This window comes from Polycladidibacter hongkongensis, assembly GCF_001561995.1.
Lineage (GTDB): Bacteria > Pseudomonadota > Alphaproteobacteria > Rhizobiales > Stappiaceae > Pseudovibrio > Pseudovibrio hongkongensis.
The window spans coordinates 200,422-216,988 of the sequence record NZ_LLWC01000009.1 but is presented as its reverse complement, the minus strand read 5'-3'; the positions used below and the strand labels follow the sequence as shown (position 1 = coordinate 216,988).

At 54.1% G+C, this 16,567-nt stretch carries 13 protein-coding genes; 7 read left to right on the top strand and 6 right to left on the bottom strand.

Annotated elements, in window-relative coordinates; translation table 11 throughout:
* Positions 1–154: 154 nt before the first annotated feature.
* Positions 155–2,614, top strand: a complete 2,460-nt coding sequence (gene hrpB, locus AYK82_RS04325) for an ATP-dependent helicase HrpB (RefSeq protein WP_068311714.1) — start codon at positions 155–157, stop codon at positions 2,612–2,614.
* 78 nt (positions 2,615–2,692) lie between these two features.
* Here hrpB and bfr read toward each other — a convergent pair whose 3' ends face one another.
* The gene (bfr, locus tag AYK82_RS04320) at positions 2,693–3,178 is read right to left on the bottom strand and encodes a bacterioferritin (RefSeq protein WP_068311712.1); all 486 of its coding nucleotides are present in this window, start codon (positions 3,176–3,178) and stop codon (positions 2,693–2,695) included.
* Between the two features lie 368 nt (positions 3,179–3,546).
* Here bfr and AYK82_RS04310 point away from each other — a divergent pair, with 368 nt between their 5' ends.
* A complete protein-coding gene (locus tag AYK82_RS04310; RefSeq protein ID WP_068311708.1) occupies positions 3,547–4,308 on the top strand; it encodes an SDR family oxidoreductase in 762 nt (253 codons plus the stop codon).
* Between the two features lie 255 nt (positions 4,309–4,563).
* Entirely contained in the window at positions 4,564–6,606 is a 2,043-nt protein-coding gene (locus AYK82_RS04305; RefSeq protein ID WP_068311706.1) for a methyl-accepting chemotaxis protein, read from the top strand.
* 59 nt (positions 6,607–6,665) lie between these two features.
* Here the strand turns inward: AYK82_RS04305 and AYK82_RS04300 are convergent, their stop codons facing one another.
* From AYK82_RS04300 to AYK82_RS04285, 4 genes are all read right to left on the bottom strand, one after another.
* Entirely contained in the window at positions 6,666–7,463 is a 798-nt protein-coding gene (locus tag AYK82_RS04300; protein WP_068311704.1) for an FAD binding domain-containing protein, read from the bottom strand.
* 64 nt (positions 7,464–7,527) lie between these two features.
* The gene (locus AYK82_RS04295; protein WP_068311702.1) at positions 7,528–9,891 is read right to left on the bottom strand and encodes a xanthine dehydrogenase family protein molybdopterin-binding subunit; all 2,364 of its coding nucleotides are present in this window, start codon (positions 9,889–9,891) and stop codon (positions 7,528–7,530) included.
* A 76-nt stretch (positions 9,892–9,967) separates the two neighbouring features.
* Complete coding sequence (locus AYK82_RS04290; protein WP_068311695.1) at positions 9,968–10,456, bottom strand: (2Fe-2S)-binding protein; 489 nt, start codon at positions 10,454–10,456, stop codon at positions 9,968–9,970.
* Between the two features lie 210 nt (positions 10,457–10,666).
* Positions 10,667–11,389: an SRPBCC family protein gene (locus AYK82_RS04285; protein ID WP_068311693.1), complete on the bottom strand. Its 723-nt coding sequence runs from the start codon at positions 11,387–11,389 to the stop codon at positions 10,667–10,669.
* Between the two features lie 382 nt (positions 11,390–11,771).
* Here AYK82_RS04285 and AYK82_RS04280 point away from each other — a divergent pair, with 382 nt between their 5' ends.
* The 4 genes from AYK82_RS04280 to AYK82_RS04265 all read left to right on the top strand — a co-directional run bounded on the left by AYK82_RS04280 (position 11,772) and on the right by AYK82_RS04265 (position 15,143).
* On the top strand, positions 11,772–12,647 hold the full coding sequence (locus AYK82_RS04280; protein ID WP_082733753.1) for a class I SAM-dependent methyltransferase: 876 nt from the start codon (positions 11,772–11,774) through the stop codon (positions 12,645–12,647).
* Positions 12,644–13,486, top strand: a complete 843-nt coding sequence (locus AYK82_RS04275; RefSeq protein ID WP_068311691.1) for a TrmH family RNA methyltransferase — start codon at positions 12,644–12,646, stop codon at positions 13,484–13,486. Before AYK82_RS04280 ends, AYK82_RS04275 begins: the two co-directional genes overlap by 4 nt.
* 76 nt (positions 13,487–13,562) lie before the next feature.
* The gene (locus AYK82_RS04270) at positions 13,563–14,423 is read left to right on the top strand and encodes an SDR family oxidoreductase (RefSeq protein WP_068311689.1); all 861 of its coding nucleotides are present in this window, start codon (positions 13,563–13,565) and stop codon (positions 14,421–14,423) included.
* 93 nt (positions 14,424–14,516) lie between these two features.
* A complete protein-coding gene (locus tag AYK82_RS04265; protein ID WP_068311687.1) occupies positions 14,517–15,143 on the top strand; it encodes a DUF2799 domain-containing protein in 627 nt (208 codons plus the stop codon).
* Here the strand turns inward: AYK82_RS04265 and AYK82_RS04260 are convergent.
* A complete protein-coding gene (locus AYK82_RS04260; RefSeq protein WP_068311685.1) occupies positions 15,140–16,552 on the bottom strand; it encodes a methyl-accepting chemotaxis protein in 1,413 nt (470 codons plus the stop codon). The two genes, AYK82_RS04265 and AYK82_RS04260, sit on opposite strands and share 4 nt — an antisense overlap.
* Positions 16,553–16,567: the final 15 nt, after the last annotated feature.

Below are 16,567 nucleotides of genomic sequence, written 5' to 3'. Positions count from 1 at the left end.
AGACACACGAAACTCGCAGAAAAAGGCAGCTGCTCCGGCAGGTGCCTTTTTTGGTTGGACGCATCTCATTTAGCGGGATTGTGCTTGATCTCATCGCGACAATTTGCTGATAAGGCCTTTCAGTACAGCTCTCTTTCTTTGCAAGGCCCGTTTTATGTCTGCTTTCTCATCCGCGCTTCCTATTGATCGCGTGCTTGGCAAAATCCTACAAGCCCTTGAAGAGCAACAGAATGCGGTGCTGGTAGCGGAACCCGGCGCTGGCAAGACAACGCGAGTGCCTTTGGCTTTGCTGGATGCGAAGTTTGCTCAGGGCCAAAAAATCCTTGTGTTAGAACCCAGACGCTTGGCGGCAAAATCTGCGGCACGGCGCATGGCACAAACGCTGGGGCAGAGTGTGGGCGAGCAAGTAGGATATCGCGTGCGAATGGATAGTCGTGTTGGCCCGAACACGCGCATTGAAGTGATGACAGAGGGCGTGTTCACTCGCCTCATTCAAGAGGACCCTGAACTTACGAATGTGGCCGCTGTGCTGTTTGACGAGTTTCACGAGCGCTCGCTGGAGGGGGATTTGGGCTTGGCTCTGGCGCTCGATGTACAAGGAGCGCTGCGGGAAGATTTGCGGCTGATGCCGATGTCCGCAACAATGGATGGCGCGCACGTGCAGGCACTGCTTGGAGATGCGACCCTCATTCATTGCGAGGGCCGCCAATTCCCTGTTGAGACGCATTACCGCGGCAGAGATGGCAGCAAAAGCTTTGAGGGAGAAGTGGCCAAGGTGGTGCGCGAGGCAATGCAGGCACATGCTGGTTCTGCGCTTGTCTTCCTGCCGGGGCAACGGGAAATTCACGCAGTCGAGCGCCAATTGGGCACATCACTAGGCCCGCTGGTTGATGTTTTGCCGCTTTATGGCGCACTTGATGGCAAAGCGCAGGATGAAGCTATCCGCCCTGCCCGTGATGGACGCCGCAAGGTGGTGCTAACCACGTCTATCGCCCAAACTTCCCTTACCATTGATGGCGTCACTTTGGTGATTGATTGCGGTTTGGCGCGGGTGCCCAAGTATGATCCGGCAAGCGGGTTGACCAGATTGGAAACCTTGCGCGTCTCGCAAGCCAGTGCAGACCAGCGGCGCGGGCGCGCGGGACGAACAGCACCCGGGCATTGCTATCGCCTTTGGGAGCAGGCGCAAACCGGCGCGATGCCCAAAGCAGATACCCCTGAAATTCTCGAGAGCGACTTAAGCAATCTTGTACTGGCGCTTGCCAATTGGGGCGTTCACTCCCCTGATGATCTGCGTTTTCCAAGCCCGCCGCCCAAGGCTGCGTGGGCAGAGGCTTGTTCATTGCTACAAGAGCTGGATGCCCTCGACAAAGACGGGAATTTAACAAGCCATGGCAAGAAACTGGCCAAACTCCCACTTTCACCAAGGTTGGCGCATATGCTTTTGCTCGCAGCCAAGGAGGATGAGCATCCTCTTGCAGCGCTGATGGCTGTTGTTGCCAGTGAGCCAAATTTAGGCGGCAAGTCTGCAGATATTCGTAAAAGATTACAGGGGCTTTTGCGCGCTGATGGCAGCCGCGAAAAGGAAGCACTTGCACAGGCACGGCGCTGGCAAAAAATGGTGAGCAGCGCCAAAGGCAATCGACCAAACTTGGAGATGGCCGGCGAACTGCTTAGTTTGGCCTACCCGGACAGAATAGGGCAACAGCGCGGAGCAACTGGGCGCTTTCGGCTTGCAAATGGGCGCGGCGCTGCACTTGATGATAAGGACGCGTTGGCACGAGAAGCGTTTATTGTTGCAGCAGAAGTGACTGGCAAGGCTGCTCATGCACGCATTATGCTGTGCGCGCCGCTGGCAAGCGCTGATTTACTTGAGCGGCACGGAGCGCACGTGATCACACGCACACAGGTTAATCTGGGTGCAGATGGTGTGGCCAAGGCCGTGGAGCAGCGCTGCCTCGGGGCTTTGGTGCTAGAGGAAAAGCGCATTAATGCGCCAGACCCCGAACTCATCACCGATGCGGTATGTAACGCGTTACAAAAAAAGGGAGCACGGCGCCTACCTTGGAGCAAGGAACAGGGTTTGCAGCGGGCTAGGTTGCAATATCTTCGCGCGCAGCAAGGCACCGCTTGGCCCGATGTGAGTGATGAAGCGCTGAGTGCCGACTTTTCGTGGCTGCGGCCGTTTCTTGCCGGGTTGAGCAGCCCCGAGCAGCTTGATGCCGCTATTATGGGTAATGCCTTAAGCGCATTGGTTCCATATGAGTTACAAGCAGAGATGGAGCGGCTTGCCCCTTCGCATTACACCGCACCTACCGGCACCAAAGCTGCGATAGATTATGGCGGCGCTGTGGGACCGACAGTGCGGCTGCGTGTACAAGAATTATTCGGGCTTGGTGTGCACCCCAGTGTGCTGGGCGGACAATTGCCTTTGGTTCTGGAACTGCTCTCTCCTGCGCAGCGACCCATTCAGATCACACAGGACTTACCAGGGTTCTGGCGCGGTTCATGGCAGGATGTAAAAGCGGATATGCGCGGGCGCTATCCACGTCATCACTGGCCAGACGATCCACTTGATGCTGAGGCAACGCGCCGGGCAAAGCCACGCAAGTAAACTCCCCGGTGAGCTGAGCTCGCATAGAAAAAGCCAGCCCGATAGGCTGGCTTTCTTACTCTGATCAACGAGGGAAACTTATTCCGCTTCGTTGGCTGGCGCTGCCTGTAGCAGGCCATAATTTTCAACGCCGATTTTTTCCAGCAGCTCAATCTGTGTTTCGAGGTAGTCGATATGTCCTTCCTCGTCGCCCAGAAGGTCTTCAAAAAGCTTCATGGTGACATAATCGCCAACTTCGCGGCAGACTTCACGCGCTTCTTTGTAGAGCGCGCGAGCAGAGTACTCGCCAGCGAGGTCTGCTTCCAGCACTTCTTTCAGGTTCTGGCCGATACGCAGCGGATCGAGGGTTTGCAGATTCGGGTGACCTTCAAGGAAGATGATGCGCTCGATAATCTTATCGGCATGTTGCATTTCCTCGATGGATTCTTCGCGCTCTTTCTTTGCAAGCTTGGCAAAACCCCAATCTTCCAGCAGGCGATAATGCAGCCAATACTGATTTACAGCCGTAAGCTCGTGACGCAGCGATTTATTGAGGTATTCAAGGACCTTTGGTTCACCCTTCATGGGATCTCTCCTTTAGCGATTTGCCTCAGTTTAGAATAATTCTACTTTATTGTAAACCACGCTAGGTGGCATCTTTTGAGGCTGCATCGTAGGCTAGATCGATAACATTTTGGAAACAACCGCCACATTGTGGTCTTTTACCCAACTGTTTGAAGATTGAACCGGGTGTCGGCACACTGCGCCCTTGCTTCAACGAGAGCTCACAGGTGGCTTCGCGGATTTCCTTACAGCTGATAACGTTACAGTGGCAAATAATCATCTGGCGGCGCTTATCGGTTTCATTGCTAGCTGTATCCTACTATATATGAGTTTCGCAGGTTTAAACCAGAGTTTTTGTTTCCAGTTTTTTGTTTTAACGGGAGCTTAGGATGAGTGTAGGCGAAAGCACCACGGATACACGCCCAACAATAGTGTTGACAGGGGCAAGCCGAGGCATCGGGCATGCGACCGTAAAGCGTTTCTCCAAGGCCGGATACAGGGTGATAACCTGCTCGCGGCAGCCGTTTTCTGTAAAGTGCCCATGGCCTTCTGGACCAGAGGATCACATAGTGATTGATCTGGCCAACGCGCAAAACATTGAATCTGCCATCCCCCAGATCAAAGAGCGCTTGCAAGCCAATGGCAGTATGCTTCACGCTCTGGTGAACAATGCAGGTATCAGCCCCAAAGATGAACAGGGGCAGCGACTTGATTCCATTTCGACACCGATGGATACATGGCAAAGTGTGTTCCAAGTGAATTTTTTTGCCCCTATTCAGCTGGCCCGCGGCCTACTGGATGAATTGAAGACTGCGCGCGGATCGGTGGTCAATGTGACCAGTATTGCCGGTAGTCGGGTGCACCCTTTCGCTGGCACCGCTTACGCAACATCTAAAGCTGCTCTGGCGTCTTTGACCCGTGAAATGGCAGCCGATTTTGGGCCGCACGGGGTGCGTGTTAACGCAATTGCACCTGGCGAGATTGACACTTCCATTCTATCACCTGGCACAGAGAAGCTGATTGAAACCATTCCTTTGCGAAGGCTTGGCAGCACAGCGGAAGTTGCTGAAGCGATTTACTATCTCTGTTCGGAAAACTCCACCTACCTCAACGGGGCGGAAATCCACGTCAACGGCGGCCAACACGTTTAATCCGCCACAAACCTCCAAGCAAAAATCAGTAAAAACTAGATAAAAATCAATACACTTTTTATCTAAAATAAGCATATTTTCACTCCCTGGTTACGTTTTTACTTTTCTCTTAAATATTTTTACTTATCCCCAACTAAACCATCGGTTGCTGCGTGTTTTCGCATTTACCTTCGCAATACATTCATAGTCACTCTGTATTTCGCCGATTAATGTTCGCTTTTAACGAAGCCTCACCAAAGTTGTATAGAGTTGCGCATGAAAAACCCTGTCCTGAGGTTGTGGCGTTATTGCGCCAGAGAAATCCAATCCATTCAATTTCGCGTTATAGTTGCGCTGTTGTTTATGATGTCGCTAACAGCAACCACGTCAACTATCATCTATATTCAGTCCAACACCATCGACCACCATATCATACAGATAGGTTCGCAACGGAAGGGCGTTGAGAAGCTTGCCTATCTCTCCAGAGTGGTTGCAGAAGTTGAGCCGAAGCTGCTGCGCGCCGAGATTCCGGAAAGTGTCAGTAAACACCCTGTATTGGCAATGCGTATGATGGCGGCCAGTGCAAAAGCTAATGAAAAAGCCGCGGACTGGATGCGCCAGCATGAACTGGGTGGGACCGCCACCTTGATCAAGGAGCGCATTGACGAATTGCGGCCAGCGCTCGTGGCGTATTTCCGCGCCCGCACAGAAAAGGATGTTGCAGTTGCAGGTGTTGGCAACGATAGCATTACGGTTGCTAAATCATCAAATTCTCTTGTTGCCGTATTAAGCGGGATGGGCCCCGATGCCCAAGTGCATGCAGGCAAAATTGGGGCCAGTGCATCAGCAACGCTGGCCGCTGCCATGCAGCTCACCTTGCACACCAGTGAGAGCAATCGTGAAGCCTTTCAAAGCGCTGCGGCGGCCTACGCTACAGTACTTCGCGATGCCAAATCCGCCTTTGCAGGCTTGAGCCGCAGTGAAAAACAGCCACTCAAGTTCGCCGGTAGAGATCGGGACAGGCTCATGCAGAACGCCACGCAATATTACGGCGCCGCCCAAGGAGAGGAACGCGAGCTACGCAAAGTAAAATCGCAATTGACCGCGCTTGCCTACGATGCCAATGCCGTATTGAGCCAGCTCAATCGCAACAACGCCAAGCTGGAGGCGCAAATCGAGGCGGAAAGCGCCACCCTGTTTAACACCGCCATTGCCGCTGGCGCGTTGGCATTGGTTGTTGGGATTACAATGATTGCAGTACTTACACTTGCCTTGGTCAAACCACTGCGCCAGGCAACCGCGCAGTTGCAGCACATGGCGGAAGGTGCGCTAGATTATCGCCAGCCAAAGCGCAAGCTACGCATTTTAGAGCTCAAGCAGATCTACAGCGCGTTGGATACCTTTAAAGAGACCCAGCACGAGCGGCAAGCTTTGGCAGCACAGCAAGCAAAGGAGCATGAAGCGGCTAAAGAGAGAGCGGACTATCTCAACGAGATTATTGCGCAGTTCCGCACACAAGCAAATGCGATGACAAAGGAGATGAGCCGTGATGCCAAGCAGCTTAACGCCGCTGCGGATCAACTCACCTCGATTGCCTCTCAAAGCTCGCAGGGGGCCAATGCAGCCAATGGCAATCTTGGCTCAACAGCTACGCAGATCAGCTCCATTGCCGCAGCCATCCAGTCTTTGAGCGAAACCAGCCAACGGATCAATCACAGCATCGTTTCAACCTCTTCGGCAATGACACAAACATCTCACGCAGCAGAAGAATCAACTCAGTTGATGCATAGTCTTGTGGAGGGCACCAGCCGGATCAACCAAGTCATCGAGTTGATTCAAGAGATTGCCAACCGCACCAATTTGCTTGCGCTAAATGCAACAATTGAGGCCGCGCGTGCGGGAGACGCCGGACGCGGCTTCGCCGTTGTGGCAGGTGAGGTAAAAGATCTTGCCAGCCAGACAAGCCGAGCGACGGAAGAGATTATGCAAGTGACCGAGGAGATCCAGAGCAACACACGCCATGCTGCAACCACGATTGCCGAGATTGTTAAATCAATCGGTGAAATGGATCATTTAACCAGCGCTATCGCGCAGGAAATTAACGAGCAAGTCGAGACCACTGGAGCAATTAGCGAGAGCATCGAATTTGCTGCTCAAAGCACCGAGACCTTGAGTGAGCACTTTTCTAACGTTGCTGGGTCTTCTGACGAAACAAGCAGCCATGCGAGCAGCGTTTACGATGGCGCTGGCCGGGTACGCTCGCAAAGCTGGGCGCTACACGAGGAAATCGACGGTTTCTTGAAGCGGGTGGTTCAGTAAGCGCAACCCCAGCAAAGGCTAAACCGCTCTTCGCTGGAGGTACTTCATGTTTTAAAAAGCTAAGCTGCGGCCACGGCGCGTTTCGCCATCACATTCACAAGATTAGCGCGGTACTCTGCCGAGCCATGAATATCTGCAAGCATATCCTGGGCATCTGGCTGAATGCTCCCCAGGCTGTCCGCCGCCCAATTCTCAGCAAGCGCTGCTTCCATTGCCGGCATGCGGAACACGCCCTCTTGGCCTGCACCCGTCACCGCCACACGCGGGCCTGACGGTGTTTGGGCAACAAACACTCCTGCCATCGCATAGCGAGAAGCGGGATTGGGGAACTTGGCGTAGGCTGTGCGCTGCGCTACCGGGAAAGTCACCGCAGTGACAATTTCGTTTTCTTGCAAAGCGGTTTCAAACATGCCCGTGAAAAACTCTTCGGCGCTGTAACTGCCTTTATTGGTAGTTATCGTAGCACCCAGCGCAAGGGCCGCGGCAGGGTAATCCGCTGCCGGGTCGTTGTTCGCCAGAGAGCCGCCAATGGTTCCCATATAGCGCACATGCGGATCGCCGATATGTCCTGCTAGGCTGGCAAGGCCGGGAAGCTGGGCGCGGACATCCGCATTGGCAGCAACCTCAGCATGAGTGGTGGTTGCACCAATCCGAATGGCTCCATCTGCTTGCATGCTGATACCATGCAGCTCATCAACTTGCCTGATATCGACAAGCTCAGACGGGGCGGCAAGCCGCTGTTTCATGGTAGGGATCAGCGTTTGTCCGCCGGCGAGGATTTTTGGATCGTCTGCAGCGTCTAGCGCTGTTGCCGCCTCGGTCACGGACGACACGCGATTGTAACTGGTCTCGTACATATCATACTCCAAATTCTGTTAGTGGACAGCCGCGGGCAATATGCCGCCTGCTGTCGCACCAAGACTATTCAGCGGCTTGTTTGGGCAGCGCGGCTTGTGCAAGGCGCCAGACTTTTTCCGGTGTTGCAGGCATGGAGACTTCCACGCCGCCAAGCGCATCGCTGATGGCATTCATCACGGCAGGTGGCGCACCAATTGCACCGGCCTCGCCACACCCCTTCATCCCCAAGGGGTTACTTGGGCAAAGGGTGCTGTTGGTTTCCAGCTTGAATGAGGGCACGTTATCGGCTCTTGGCATGGTGTAATCCATGTAAGAAGCGCTGAGCAGCTGCCCGTCGGCATCGTATGCCGCGTTCTCCAGCAGTGCCTGCCCTATCCCCTGCACAAGGCCGCCATGCACCTGCCCTTCAACAATCATCGGATTGATGATCTGACCGAAGTCGTCCGCGGCGACGAATTGCACGATCTCGACTTTCCCGGTTGCCGGGTCAATCTCCACCTCGCAAACGTGCGTGCCGGCAGGGAAGGTAAAGTTTTGCGGATCATAGAACGCGCCTTCTTTTAGGCCGGGCTCCATCCCCTCAGGCAAATTGTGCGCCATGTAGGCGGCAAGCGAGACATCAGTAAAGCTCAGCTTTTTATCTGTGCCGACGATCTTCAGTTCACCATCTTCAATGGTTATGTCTGCCTCATCGGCTTCCAAAAGATGAGCGGCAATACGTTTGGCCTTGACCTCAACTTTATCCAGTGCCTTGGCAAGTGCAGACATGCCCACAGCGCCGGAACGGGAGCCATACGTGCCCATACCAAACTGCACCTTATCTGTGTCGCCGTGAACGATTGTAACATTATCCGTTGGCAAGCCGAAGCGCTCGGCCACCAGCTGCGCAAAGGTTGTTTCGTGGCCCTGCCCGTGTGAATGCGAACCGGTGAGGACCTCAATGGTACCGACAGGGTTTACCCGCACTTCGGCTGATTCCCAAAGGCCGACACCTGCGCCCAGCGAGCCCACAGCTTGAGAGGGGGCGATGCCGCACGCCTCAATATAGCAGGAAAGGCCGATGCCGCGCAGCTTGCCTCGTGCGGCGGCCTCTGCTTTGCGCGTGGCGAAATCTGCATAGTTTGCAGCCTGTTTGGCGGCTGAGAGCGTGGCATCATAATCACCTGCATCATAATTCATGATTACCGGCGTTTGATGCGGGAAGCTGCGAATAAAGTTGTGACTGCGGAAGTCAGCCGGATCTAGGCCCAGTTCGCGGGCGGCTTTATCTACGATGGTTTCCACCAGATATGTGGCTTCCGGCCGCCCGGCACCGCGATAGGCATCTACCGGCGTTGTGTTGGTATAAACGGCTTTTACATTGGCGTAGATGGCCGGAATGTCATACTGGCCAGAAAGCAGCGTTGCATAAAGATATGTGGGCACAGCTGAAGAAAACAGCGACATGTATGCGCCCAAATTTGCCGTGGTTTCTACTCTTAGTGCGGTGATGCGATTATCTGCATCCATAGCCAATTCGGCATGGGAGTGATGATCGCGCCCATGAGCATCTGTGAGAAACGCCTCCGTGCGATCACAATTCCATTTTACTGGACGGCCGACTTTTTTCGAAGCCCAAAGACATACAATTTCTTCCGGATAAATGTAGATTTTGGACCCAAACCCACCGCCGACATCCGGTGCAATCACGCGCAGTTTGTGCTCTGGGGCAACGTTGTAAAACGCGGAGAGCACCAGCCGGGCCACATGCGGGTTTTGCGAGGTGGTGTAGAGCGTGTAATGCTCTTCGGCGCTGTTATAATCTGCCAGCGCCGCGCGTGGCTCCATCGGATTTGGCACAAGGCGATTGTTAGTCAGATCAAGCTTGGTGATGTGCGCGGCATTGGCAAATGCGTCTGCCACCTGCTGTTCCTCTCCCAGCTCCCAATCAAAACTGGTGTTTCTTGGGGCCTCCTCGTGCAGCTGCGGTGCTTCCGTCGCCAGTGCTGCAAGGCTATCAACAACAGCTGGCAACTCTTCATAGGTGACATCCACCACCGCGGCAGCATCTTTGGCTTGTTGCGGAGTATCGGCGATCACAACGGCGATAGCCTGTCCAACAAAGCGGACATGTTCGGGTTCCAAGGCGCGCCAAGCGCCCATATTCATCGGGGAGCCGTCTTTGGAGTGCACCAGCCAGCCGCAAATGATATTGCCAATGCCATCAGCAACCAGCTGATGACCGGTTAGAACGGCATCAACGCCCGGCATGGCCAATGCGGCCTCGGCATTTACTCCCAGTACCTTGGCATGGGCGTGCGGCGAGCGCACAAAGGCGGCATGCCCCATGCGCGGTAACACGACATCATCTGTGTAGTTACCTTTGCCACTGATAAAGCGATTGTCTTCTTTTCTTAGTACGCGTGCACCAATTCCTTCAGCTTTCATTGCGAGTCCCTCCCGGATAACGCAGTTCCCACGCAAAACACAGGGCATCAGGCCCAGCGCTTTGCCCCAGCATTGGCTATTCTGCCGCCTCCAGTTGCGTTGCCATCTGCATCGACGCGGCCTTGATAGCCTTGACGATGTTGTGATAGCCGGTGCAACGACAGATATTGCCTTCCAATTCTTTGCGTATGGTGGGTTCGTCCAGATCTGGTCCAAGTCGCTCGATCATATCGATGGCGGCAATTACCATGCCGGGCGTACAAAACCCGCATTGTAGGCCATGGTTTTCTTTAAACGCCCGCTGAACGGGGTGCAGCTCTGCTCCAGTTGCTATACCTTCAATGGTGATAATAGAGCTGCCGCTGGCCTGCGCGGCCAAGGTGCTGCAGGATTTAATTGCCTTGCCATCCATCAGAACAAGACAAGCGCCACACTGGGATGTGTCACAGCCCACATGCGTACCTGTCAGGCCTTGATGCTCGCGAATGAACTCGACAAGCAAGGTTCGATCATCGGTTTCGGCGCTCACGGCCTTACCGTTAATCGTGAGATTCACATTTGCCATATTTTCCCTCCCTAAACGCCGTCATAGGCCGCGTCTGCCTATGTCTGGCTGTTCCCTGTTGCAGTGCTTTGGCTCAGCACTACTGATAGGTCATCTCACGTTTTCAGTAGTTTATCGCGCACTCCTGCGGTTTTTTAATCTATTCCAGTTAGGGCAAAGGCGGCGAGAGCCTAGATGCTAGGCAATCTGCTTGTGCCACCTATCCGCGATCTATCCAGCATTGCCAAGCAGGAGATAGAGGCCGATACCTGCGGCAAGAGCGATCAGGCCCCAGCCCATCGGACCGCCCCAGACACCACGCGCGGCGGCGATTTCCACCTTCTCCTCGGCGTCTTTCACCGCTTCTTCTACCGAGTGCTCAACGTCGTGTAGCACTTCAACAGCACGAATTTCAGCATCTTCCTCAGCAATTTCCTTGGCTTCTTCGATCAAACCCTCATCTAGCGGCACTTCGGCAAGGTTCTCATCCTCAGTCGTTTCCGTCACCTGAGGCTCCCCCCCCAGATGCCTTGAGAAGTTTGCGAAAAACTCGCCAGCCAGCTTTTGCGCTGTCGAATCAATCAACCGACTCCCCAGTTGAGCCAGTTTGCCGCCAACCTTCGCCTTAACCGCATAGCTTAGGCGGGTGCCATCCCCATCTTCTGCTAGGGTGACATCTGCCGATCCCTTGGCAAAACCTGCAACGCCGCCCTTGCCTTCGCCCACGAGCGTATAACCATTTGGCGCATCAATGTTTTCCAGGTTGACCTCGCCCTTGAACTTGGCTTTGACCGGTCCAACCTTCGCAGTGACAACAGCTGAAAACGAAGTGTCGGACGTTTTTTCAAGGCTTTCGCAACCGGGGATACAGGCGCTCAGCACTTGCGGATCATTCAACGCCGCCCATACATCTGCTTTACTGGCGGGGATTGTCTGTTCACCTGACATTTCCATGGGGCTTGCTTGTCCTCCCTTAGCCACAGAACCCTTCTGCGACATATTATCATGGTGCCTAGCTTGTCGCAGGAGAGACGAGCTGGCAAGCCAAAGAGGCAAAAAAGTTGCCAAAGCTTAAACTAAAGGTTGCCGAAAGGCTGATTTGTTCGCCAGATAATGGATCTGGGTTGTTGACCGGCGCGGCAGTGCGGCGTAATCCCTAAGCCAAGATCTTGCGCAGTACAGCTGGAGGTGCGGGGCAGCTTTGTCCTTGTCCCCAAGCTCATCGACTGGCGCGGCAAACCACTTGAGGCATGTCTTGAACAACAATGAAACAAGCCGGGGCTACCCGAAGGGTGGTGTGAACACACCTAAGAGCGTCCTTCCTGTCCTTTTGGAAATGGATGGCTGGAAAGACTACCAATTGCTGGACATGGGCAATGGGCAAAAGCTGGAACGTTATGGCCGCTACACGGTGGTGCGCCCCGAGGCGCAGGCCATGGGCGCCCCAGCGCTACCACAAGCGCAATGGGAACGAGCGGACGCGGTTTTCTCCGGTGATGTGGATGAAGAAGGCGCTGGCCGCTGGCGCTATAAAAAGCAGCTGCCAGAAACATGGCACATGAAGTATGGACCCGCAACATACAATGGCCGGTTTATGTCCTTTCGCCATCTTGGCGTTTTTCCAGAACAGGCCGCTCACTGGGATTGGGTTCAACAGCAAATCAAAGCCTCGAAACGGCAACTGAATGTGCTCAATCTGTTTGGCTACACCGGCCTAGCCTCTTTATTGCCTGCTGCTGCAGGGGCAAAAGTAACCCATGTGGACGCCTCGAAAAAAGCCATCGGCTGGGCACGTGAAAACCAAGCGCTCTCAGGCATGGAGGATTTGCCGATCCGTTGGATTTGTGATGACGCCATGAAATTTGTGCAGCGGGAAGTTCGGCGCGGCAACACTTATGACGGCATTATTCTTGATCCGCCCAAATATGGCCGCGGGCCGAAAGGCGAAGTCTGGGATTTCTTTGAAAGCATGCCAGAGATGATGGCGGCACTGCGGCAGATTCTATCGCCAAATGCGCGCTTTATGATCCTGACGAGCTATGCAATCCGCGCCTCTTTTCTTGCCTCGCATGCGTTGATGCAAGAATACTTGGCCGGGCTGCCGGGGCAAATTGAGTCCGGCGAGCTGGCTATTCGTGAGAAAGCCGGTGGGCGCTTGCTTTCAACGTCACTGTTTAGCCGCTGGAGCGCACCTGAGGAGGGCAAAGAATGAGCTTTCAAGGCAAAGAAAGACAGGGCGGCGTTAAGCAAATCTCCTCCCATTCCAATCCGATCATTAAAGAGATTAAAGGGCTGGTCACACAGCGTAAACACCGACGCGATAGCGGCTTGTTTGTTGCCGAGGGGCTAAAGCTTGCCTCTGATGCAATGGATGCGGGCTGGGGCGTGCGCTATCTGGCGCTGGGGCCAGAAGCGCGGGAAAACCAAGTTGCACTTGAGATAGCAGCCAAGGTCAAAGCACGCGGCGCGCTCATTCTGGAGGTTACCACAGCGGTACTTGCCAATATTACCCGCCGGGATAATCCGCAGATGGTGGTTGGCGTCTATGAACAGAATGTGCTGCCGCTTTCAGCCGTTGATCCTGCAACGGCAAAGACATGGATTTGCCTAGACCGGGTGCGGGATCCGGGCAACCTTGGCACAATTATTCGTACCGGCGATGCGGTGGGTGCCTCGGGAGTAATTCTGATTGGAGACACGACCGACCCGTTTGCGGTGGAGGCCGTGCGCGCTACCATGGGCTCGCTCTTTCATATGCCGTTGGTTCGTTGCCGCGAAGACGAGTTTATCGATTGGCGGCAAAAGTGGCCTGGACCAGTGGTGGGCACGCATCTGCGCGGAACGATGGACTACCGAGAGCCAAGTTATGACGAGCCGGTGCTGCTGGTGATGGGCAACGAACAATCCGGACTTTCAGATAACCTAGCGGATACCTGCAACACCTTGGTGAAAATTCCGCAGGAAGGGCAGGCGGACAGCCTCAATCTTGCTGTGGCGACGGCAATCATGTTGTTTGAGGTGCGCCGAGAGCAGCTGCAACTTGCAAAATAAATGTGTTTTACGGGCGCGACATACGCCGCGCTCCAGTTTGCTTTGATGTGACCTGATACGATCGTTTGGAGTGGCTATGCGCCTGTTTATTTTCGGCTGCGGTTTTTCCGCTAAAGCCTTTGTACAGGAATATTCCGACAGGTTTGATCACATCAGCGGCACCAGCCGAAGCCTTGAGAAATGCGAGGCTCTACGGGAATTGGGCATCGATGCGCACCAGTTTAACGGCGCGCTAGATGCTGCTGGCGAGGCGGCGCTGCACGATGCAACGCATGTTTTGATCTCCATTGCACCTGACGAGACTGGCGATCCGGTATTGAAGGCACATGGCGCGCTCATTGCGGCCTCCAAACCAGAATGGATTGGTTACCTTTCCACCGTCGGTGTTTATGGTGATCATCAGGGCGCTTGGGTTTATGAAGATACGCCTTGCTATCCAGTCTCCGAGCGTTCCCACCAAAGGCTGATTGCCGAGCAGGCTTGGCAACGGCTTGCCAAAAGCATTGATGCGCCTTTGGCCATCCTTCGCCTCTCTGGTATCTATGGCCCCGGACGCAACGCCTTTGTCAATCTGGAGCGCGGAACCGCCAAGCGCATTATTAAAAAGGGTCAGGTTTTTAATCGCATTCACTGCGAAGATATTGCCGGCGTGCTTGCCGCTGCAAGCGCCAAGCGCTACGCGGGAGTTTTAAACGTGAGCGATCACGAACCTGCGCCCCCACAGGATGTCGTAGAATTGGCCTCGCAAATGATGGGCGTTGAACCACCACCTGCTGTCGACTTCGAGAGCGCTGACATGAGCCCAATGGCGCGCTCGTTTTATGGTGAGGTCAAACGGATTAATAGCGAAAAAGTGCGACGCGAGTTGCAATATAGCTTCCGTTATCCCACCTATCGCGAAGCGCTAGCCCATATGTGGGCGCATGGCTGGAAGTAATGCTTCAGCTCGTCTAATGTTCAGACCCTGTTCATAATGCCATTGCTAAAAATGCAAATACTTAGGGCAATGGTCACGTATATGGGGCAAAGTATGATTAGAAATGCTGTAATCTCTAGTTTGCTGGGGCTAGCCCTTTGCTCGTGCGCCTCGCTGAGCAAACAAGATTGTATCGACGGAGATTGGCAGCAGATCGGTCTGCGTGATGGACAAAGCGGGCAGGCAATGTCCCGGCTGAAGGATCACACCAAAGCCTGCAGCAAGTATGGCATTTCTCCAGATACCACTGCCTACGAGGCTGGCCGAAAAATCGGGCTGGTGAGTTACTGCAAAGTGGATAGTGGTTTTGCGCAGGGCGACAAAGGCAAGAGCTATGCCGGAGTGTGCCAAGGCAAAGCAGAACAACGCTTTTTGTCAGGATACAGACTTGGCAAAGAGCTGCACCTCGCACGCAGCAACTTAGAAGAAGATCAAGAGCGTATGGAACGTATCGACAGACGACTGCGCTCTGTGCGTAGCGAGATCAGAGCCTTGCACTGCAAGAGCGGTGAAGAAGGCAAAAGCTGTCGGAAGAAAAAAGCGTCTCTACGCGATGAGCGCGATGACCTCGAATTTGATCGACTTAGCGCCACGGCCCAATACTTTGCATCGCAGGCACATTATGATCAGACGCGCCGCGATGTATACGCACGCCTTGGTATTGTTAGCGGCGGCTCTTAATCCGATCGATAGGCTATACGTAAATTGCCCCAGTGTTGCCCCTGCACCCAGATCGGTGCGGATACATCTTTCAGCATAATGTGCTCGCCGCCCCCCATCTCTCGGCGGTAGGTCTGCATGATGTAGGGCTCTTTGTTGCCACCGCTGGCAAGACCGACGTTATCTGTGTAAAGCAGCCGATTTCGGGCGTAGCGCATGTTCCAATCCGGATCATCTCCTTGAGGCTGTGAGTAGGCCAGATTGTGAGTTGGAATGTAACCAGAGGGGTCGATTGCACAGCACAGCATAATGCGCTCGTTATCATCCACCACGGGTTCTTGAAATTGCGGCAAAACCCTATCAAAAAACAGTGTCGCTTTGGTCATGTACTGCTGCGGATTGCTCCCGGAAACTGGCTGATACTCGCGGTCAAACAGATCTTCTAGGGTGATATCCCCCTCCGCAACAGCTTCTTCCAAGCACGCCATGATTTTGCCTGCGGTCTCTTTTGCTGTCGCTATTACCTTGGCATTGTCGCTTTCCGTATCTTGAAGGCTTAGTTCACCGAGCAGTCGGTCGGACTTTAGTGCCGTATTCGTCATCCCTTGCGAGACAGCGTGCAACTGCTCGCTGTTTGATTGCACTGCCATACCCATCGCATGGGCTTCTTGGGCTAGTTGAGTGACGCTTTGTTGTGCGTTGTGGTTTTCCTCTTCGATAGCACGGGCGTTTTGTTCGATTGAATGCACCGCTGCGCCGAGAGACTGGAAAACGCTGGTGGCGATCTCGGAGTTTTGTTCTACCTTGTCCGTCAAGGTTATAGCTTCGGAACCCGCGGCAACGAGCCGCGCAACCTCTTCTCCAAGACTTTGCAGCGTAGTGTTTATTTGCTCGGTTACCCCTGTTGTTGAGGTAGCAAGCTGTTTCACCTCACTGGCAACGACGGCAAAACCACGACCGGCCTCACCGGCCCTTGCAGCTTCGATGGTGGCGTTAAGTGCTAACAAATTGGTTTGCTTTGCAATCTTCTCGATGGTCTCGGAGAACGCATGGACATGTTGCAGTGTACTTTGCATCAAATGCAACTGATTGCTCATATCGGTGACGACTTGCGTTAAGCCAGTAGCCGAATTGATTGCCTGTCCTACGGCTGCATCGGCCTGATCCATTGCAGTGGCAAGTTCGCCGGTGCGATGCGTTGTTTCCTCTACTGCGGTGCTAACAGACATGTGAGCATCGTTTACTTGCGTTAAAGATGTCTCAAGGGACTGCATTGCGGTGGCCAGTGTATTGGCGCTTTGCTGAACATCATCAACCTGTGCTTTGTTTTCGGCGATATCCATTCCGAGTTGATCAAGGCGATGCAAAACCGAGGCCGAAGTTTCATCCAGTTTTTCTGCATGCGCGTGCGATAGAGAAGAAACGGCCATGTCTCGGGTAGTCCT

Bases quoted from the DNA above. Each gene is read 5' to 3' on its own strand.
- hrpB (WP_068311714.1), top strand. From the start codon at position 155: ATGTCTGCTTTCTCATCCGCGCTTCCTATTGATCGCGTGCTTGGCAAA.
- bfr (WP_068311712.1), bottom strand. From the start codon at position 3,178: ATGAAGGGTGAACCAAAGGTCCTTGAATACCTCAATAAATCGCTGCGT.
- AYK82_RS04310 (WP_068311708.1), top strand. From the start codon at position 3,547: ATGAGTGTAGGCGAAAGCACCACGGATACACGCCCAACAATAGTGTTG.
- AYK82_RS04305 (WP_068311706.1), top strand. From the start codon at position 4,564: ATGAAAAACCCTGTCCTGAGGTTGTGGCGTTATTGCGCCAGAGAAATC.
- AYK82_RS04300 (WP_068311704.1), bottom strand. From the start codon at position 7,463: ATGTACGAGACCAGTTACAATCGCGTGTCGTCCGTGACCGAGGCGGCA.
- AYK82_RS04295 (WP_068311702.1), bottom strand. From the start codon at position 9,891: ATGAAAGCTGAAGGAATTGGTGCACGCGTACTAAGAAAAGAAGACAAT.
- AYK82_RS04290 (WP_068311695.1), bottom strand. From the start codon at position 10,456: ATGGCAAATGTGAATCTCACGATTAACGGTAAGGCCGTGAGCGCCGAA.
- AYK82_RS04285 (WP_068311693.1), bottom strand. From the start codon at position 11,389: ATGGAAATGTCAGGTGAACAGACAATCCCCGCCAGTAAAGCAGATGTA.
- AYK82_RS04280 (WP_082733753.1), top strand. From the start codon at position 11,772: ATGGATGGCTGGAAAGACTACCAATTGCTGGACATGGGCAATGGGCAA.
- AYK82_RS04275 (WP_068311691.1), top strand. From the start codon at position 12,644: ATGAGCTTTCAAGGCAAAGAAAGACAGGGCGGCGTTAAGCAAATCTCC.
- AYK82_RS04270 (WP_068311689.1), top strand. From the start codon at position 13,563: ATGCGCCTGTTTATTTTCGGCTGCGGTTTTTCCGCTAAAGCCTTTGTA.
- AYK82_RS04265 (WP_068311687.1), top strand. From the start codon at position 14,517: ATGATTAGAAATGCTGTAATCTCTAGTTTGCTGGGGCTAGCCCTTTGC.
- AYK82_RS04260 (WP_068311685.1), bottom strand. From the start codon at position 16,552: ATGGCCGTTTCTTCTCTATCGCACGCGCATGCAGAAAAACTGGATGAA.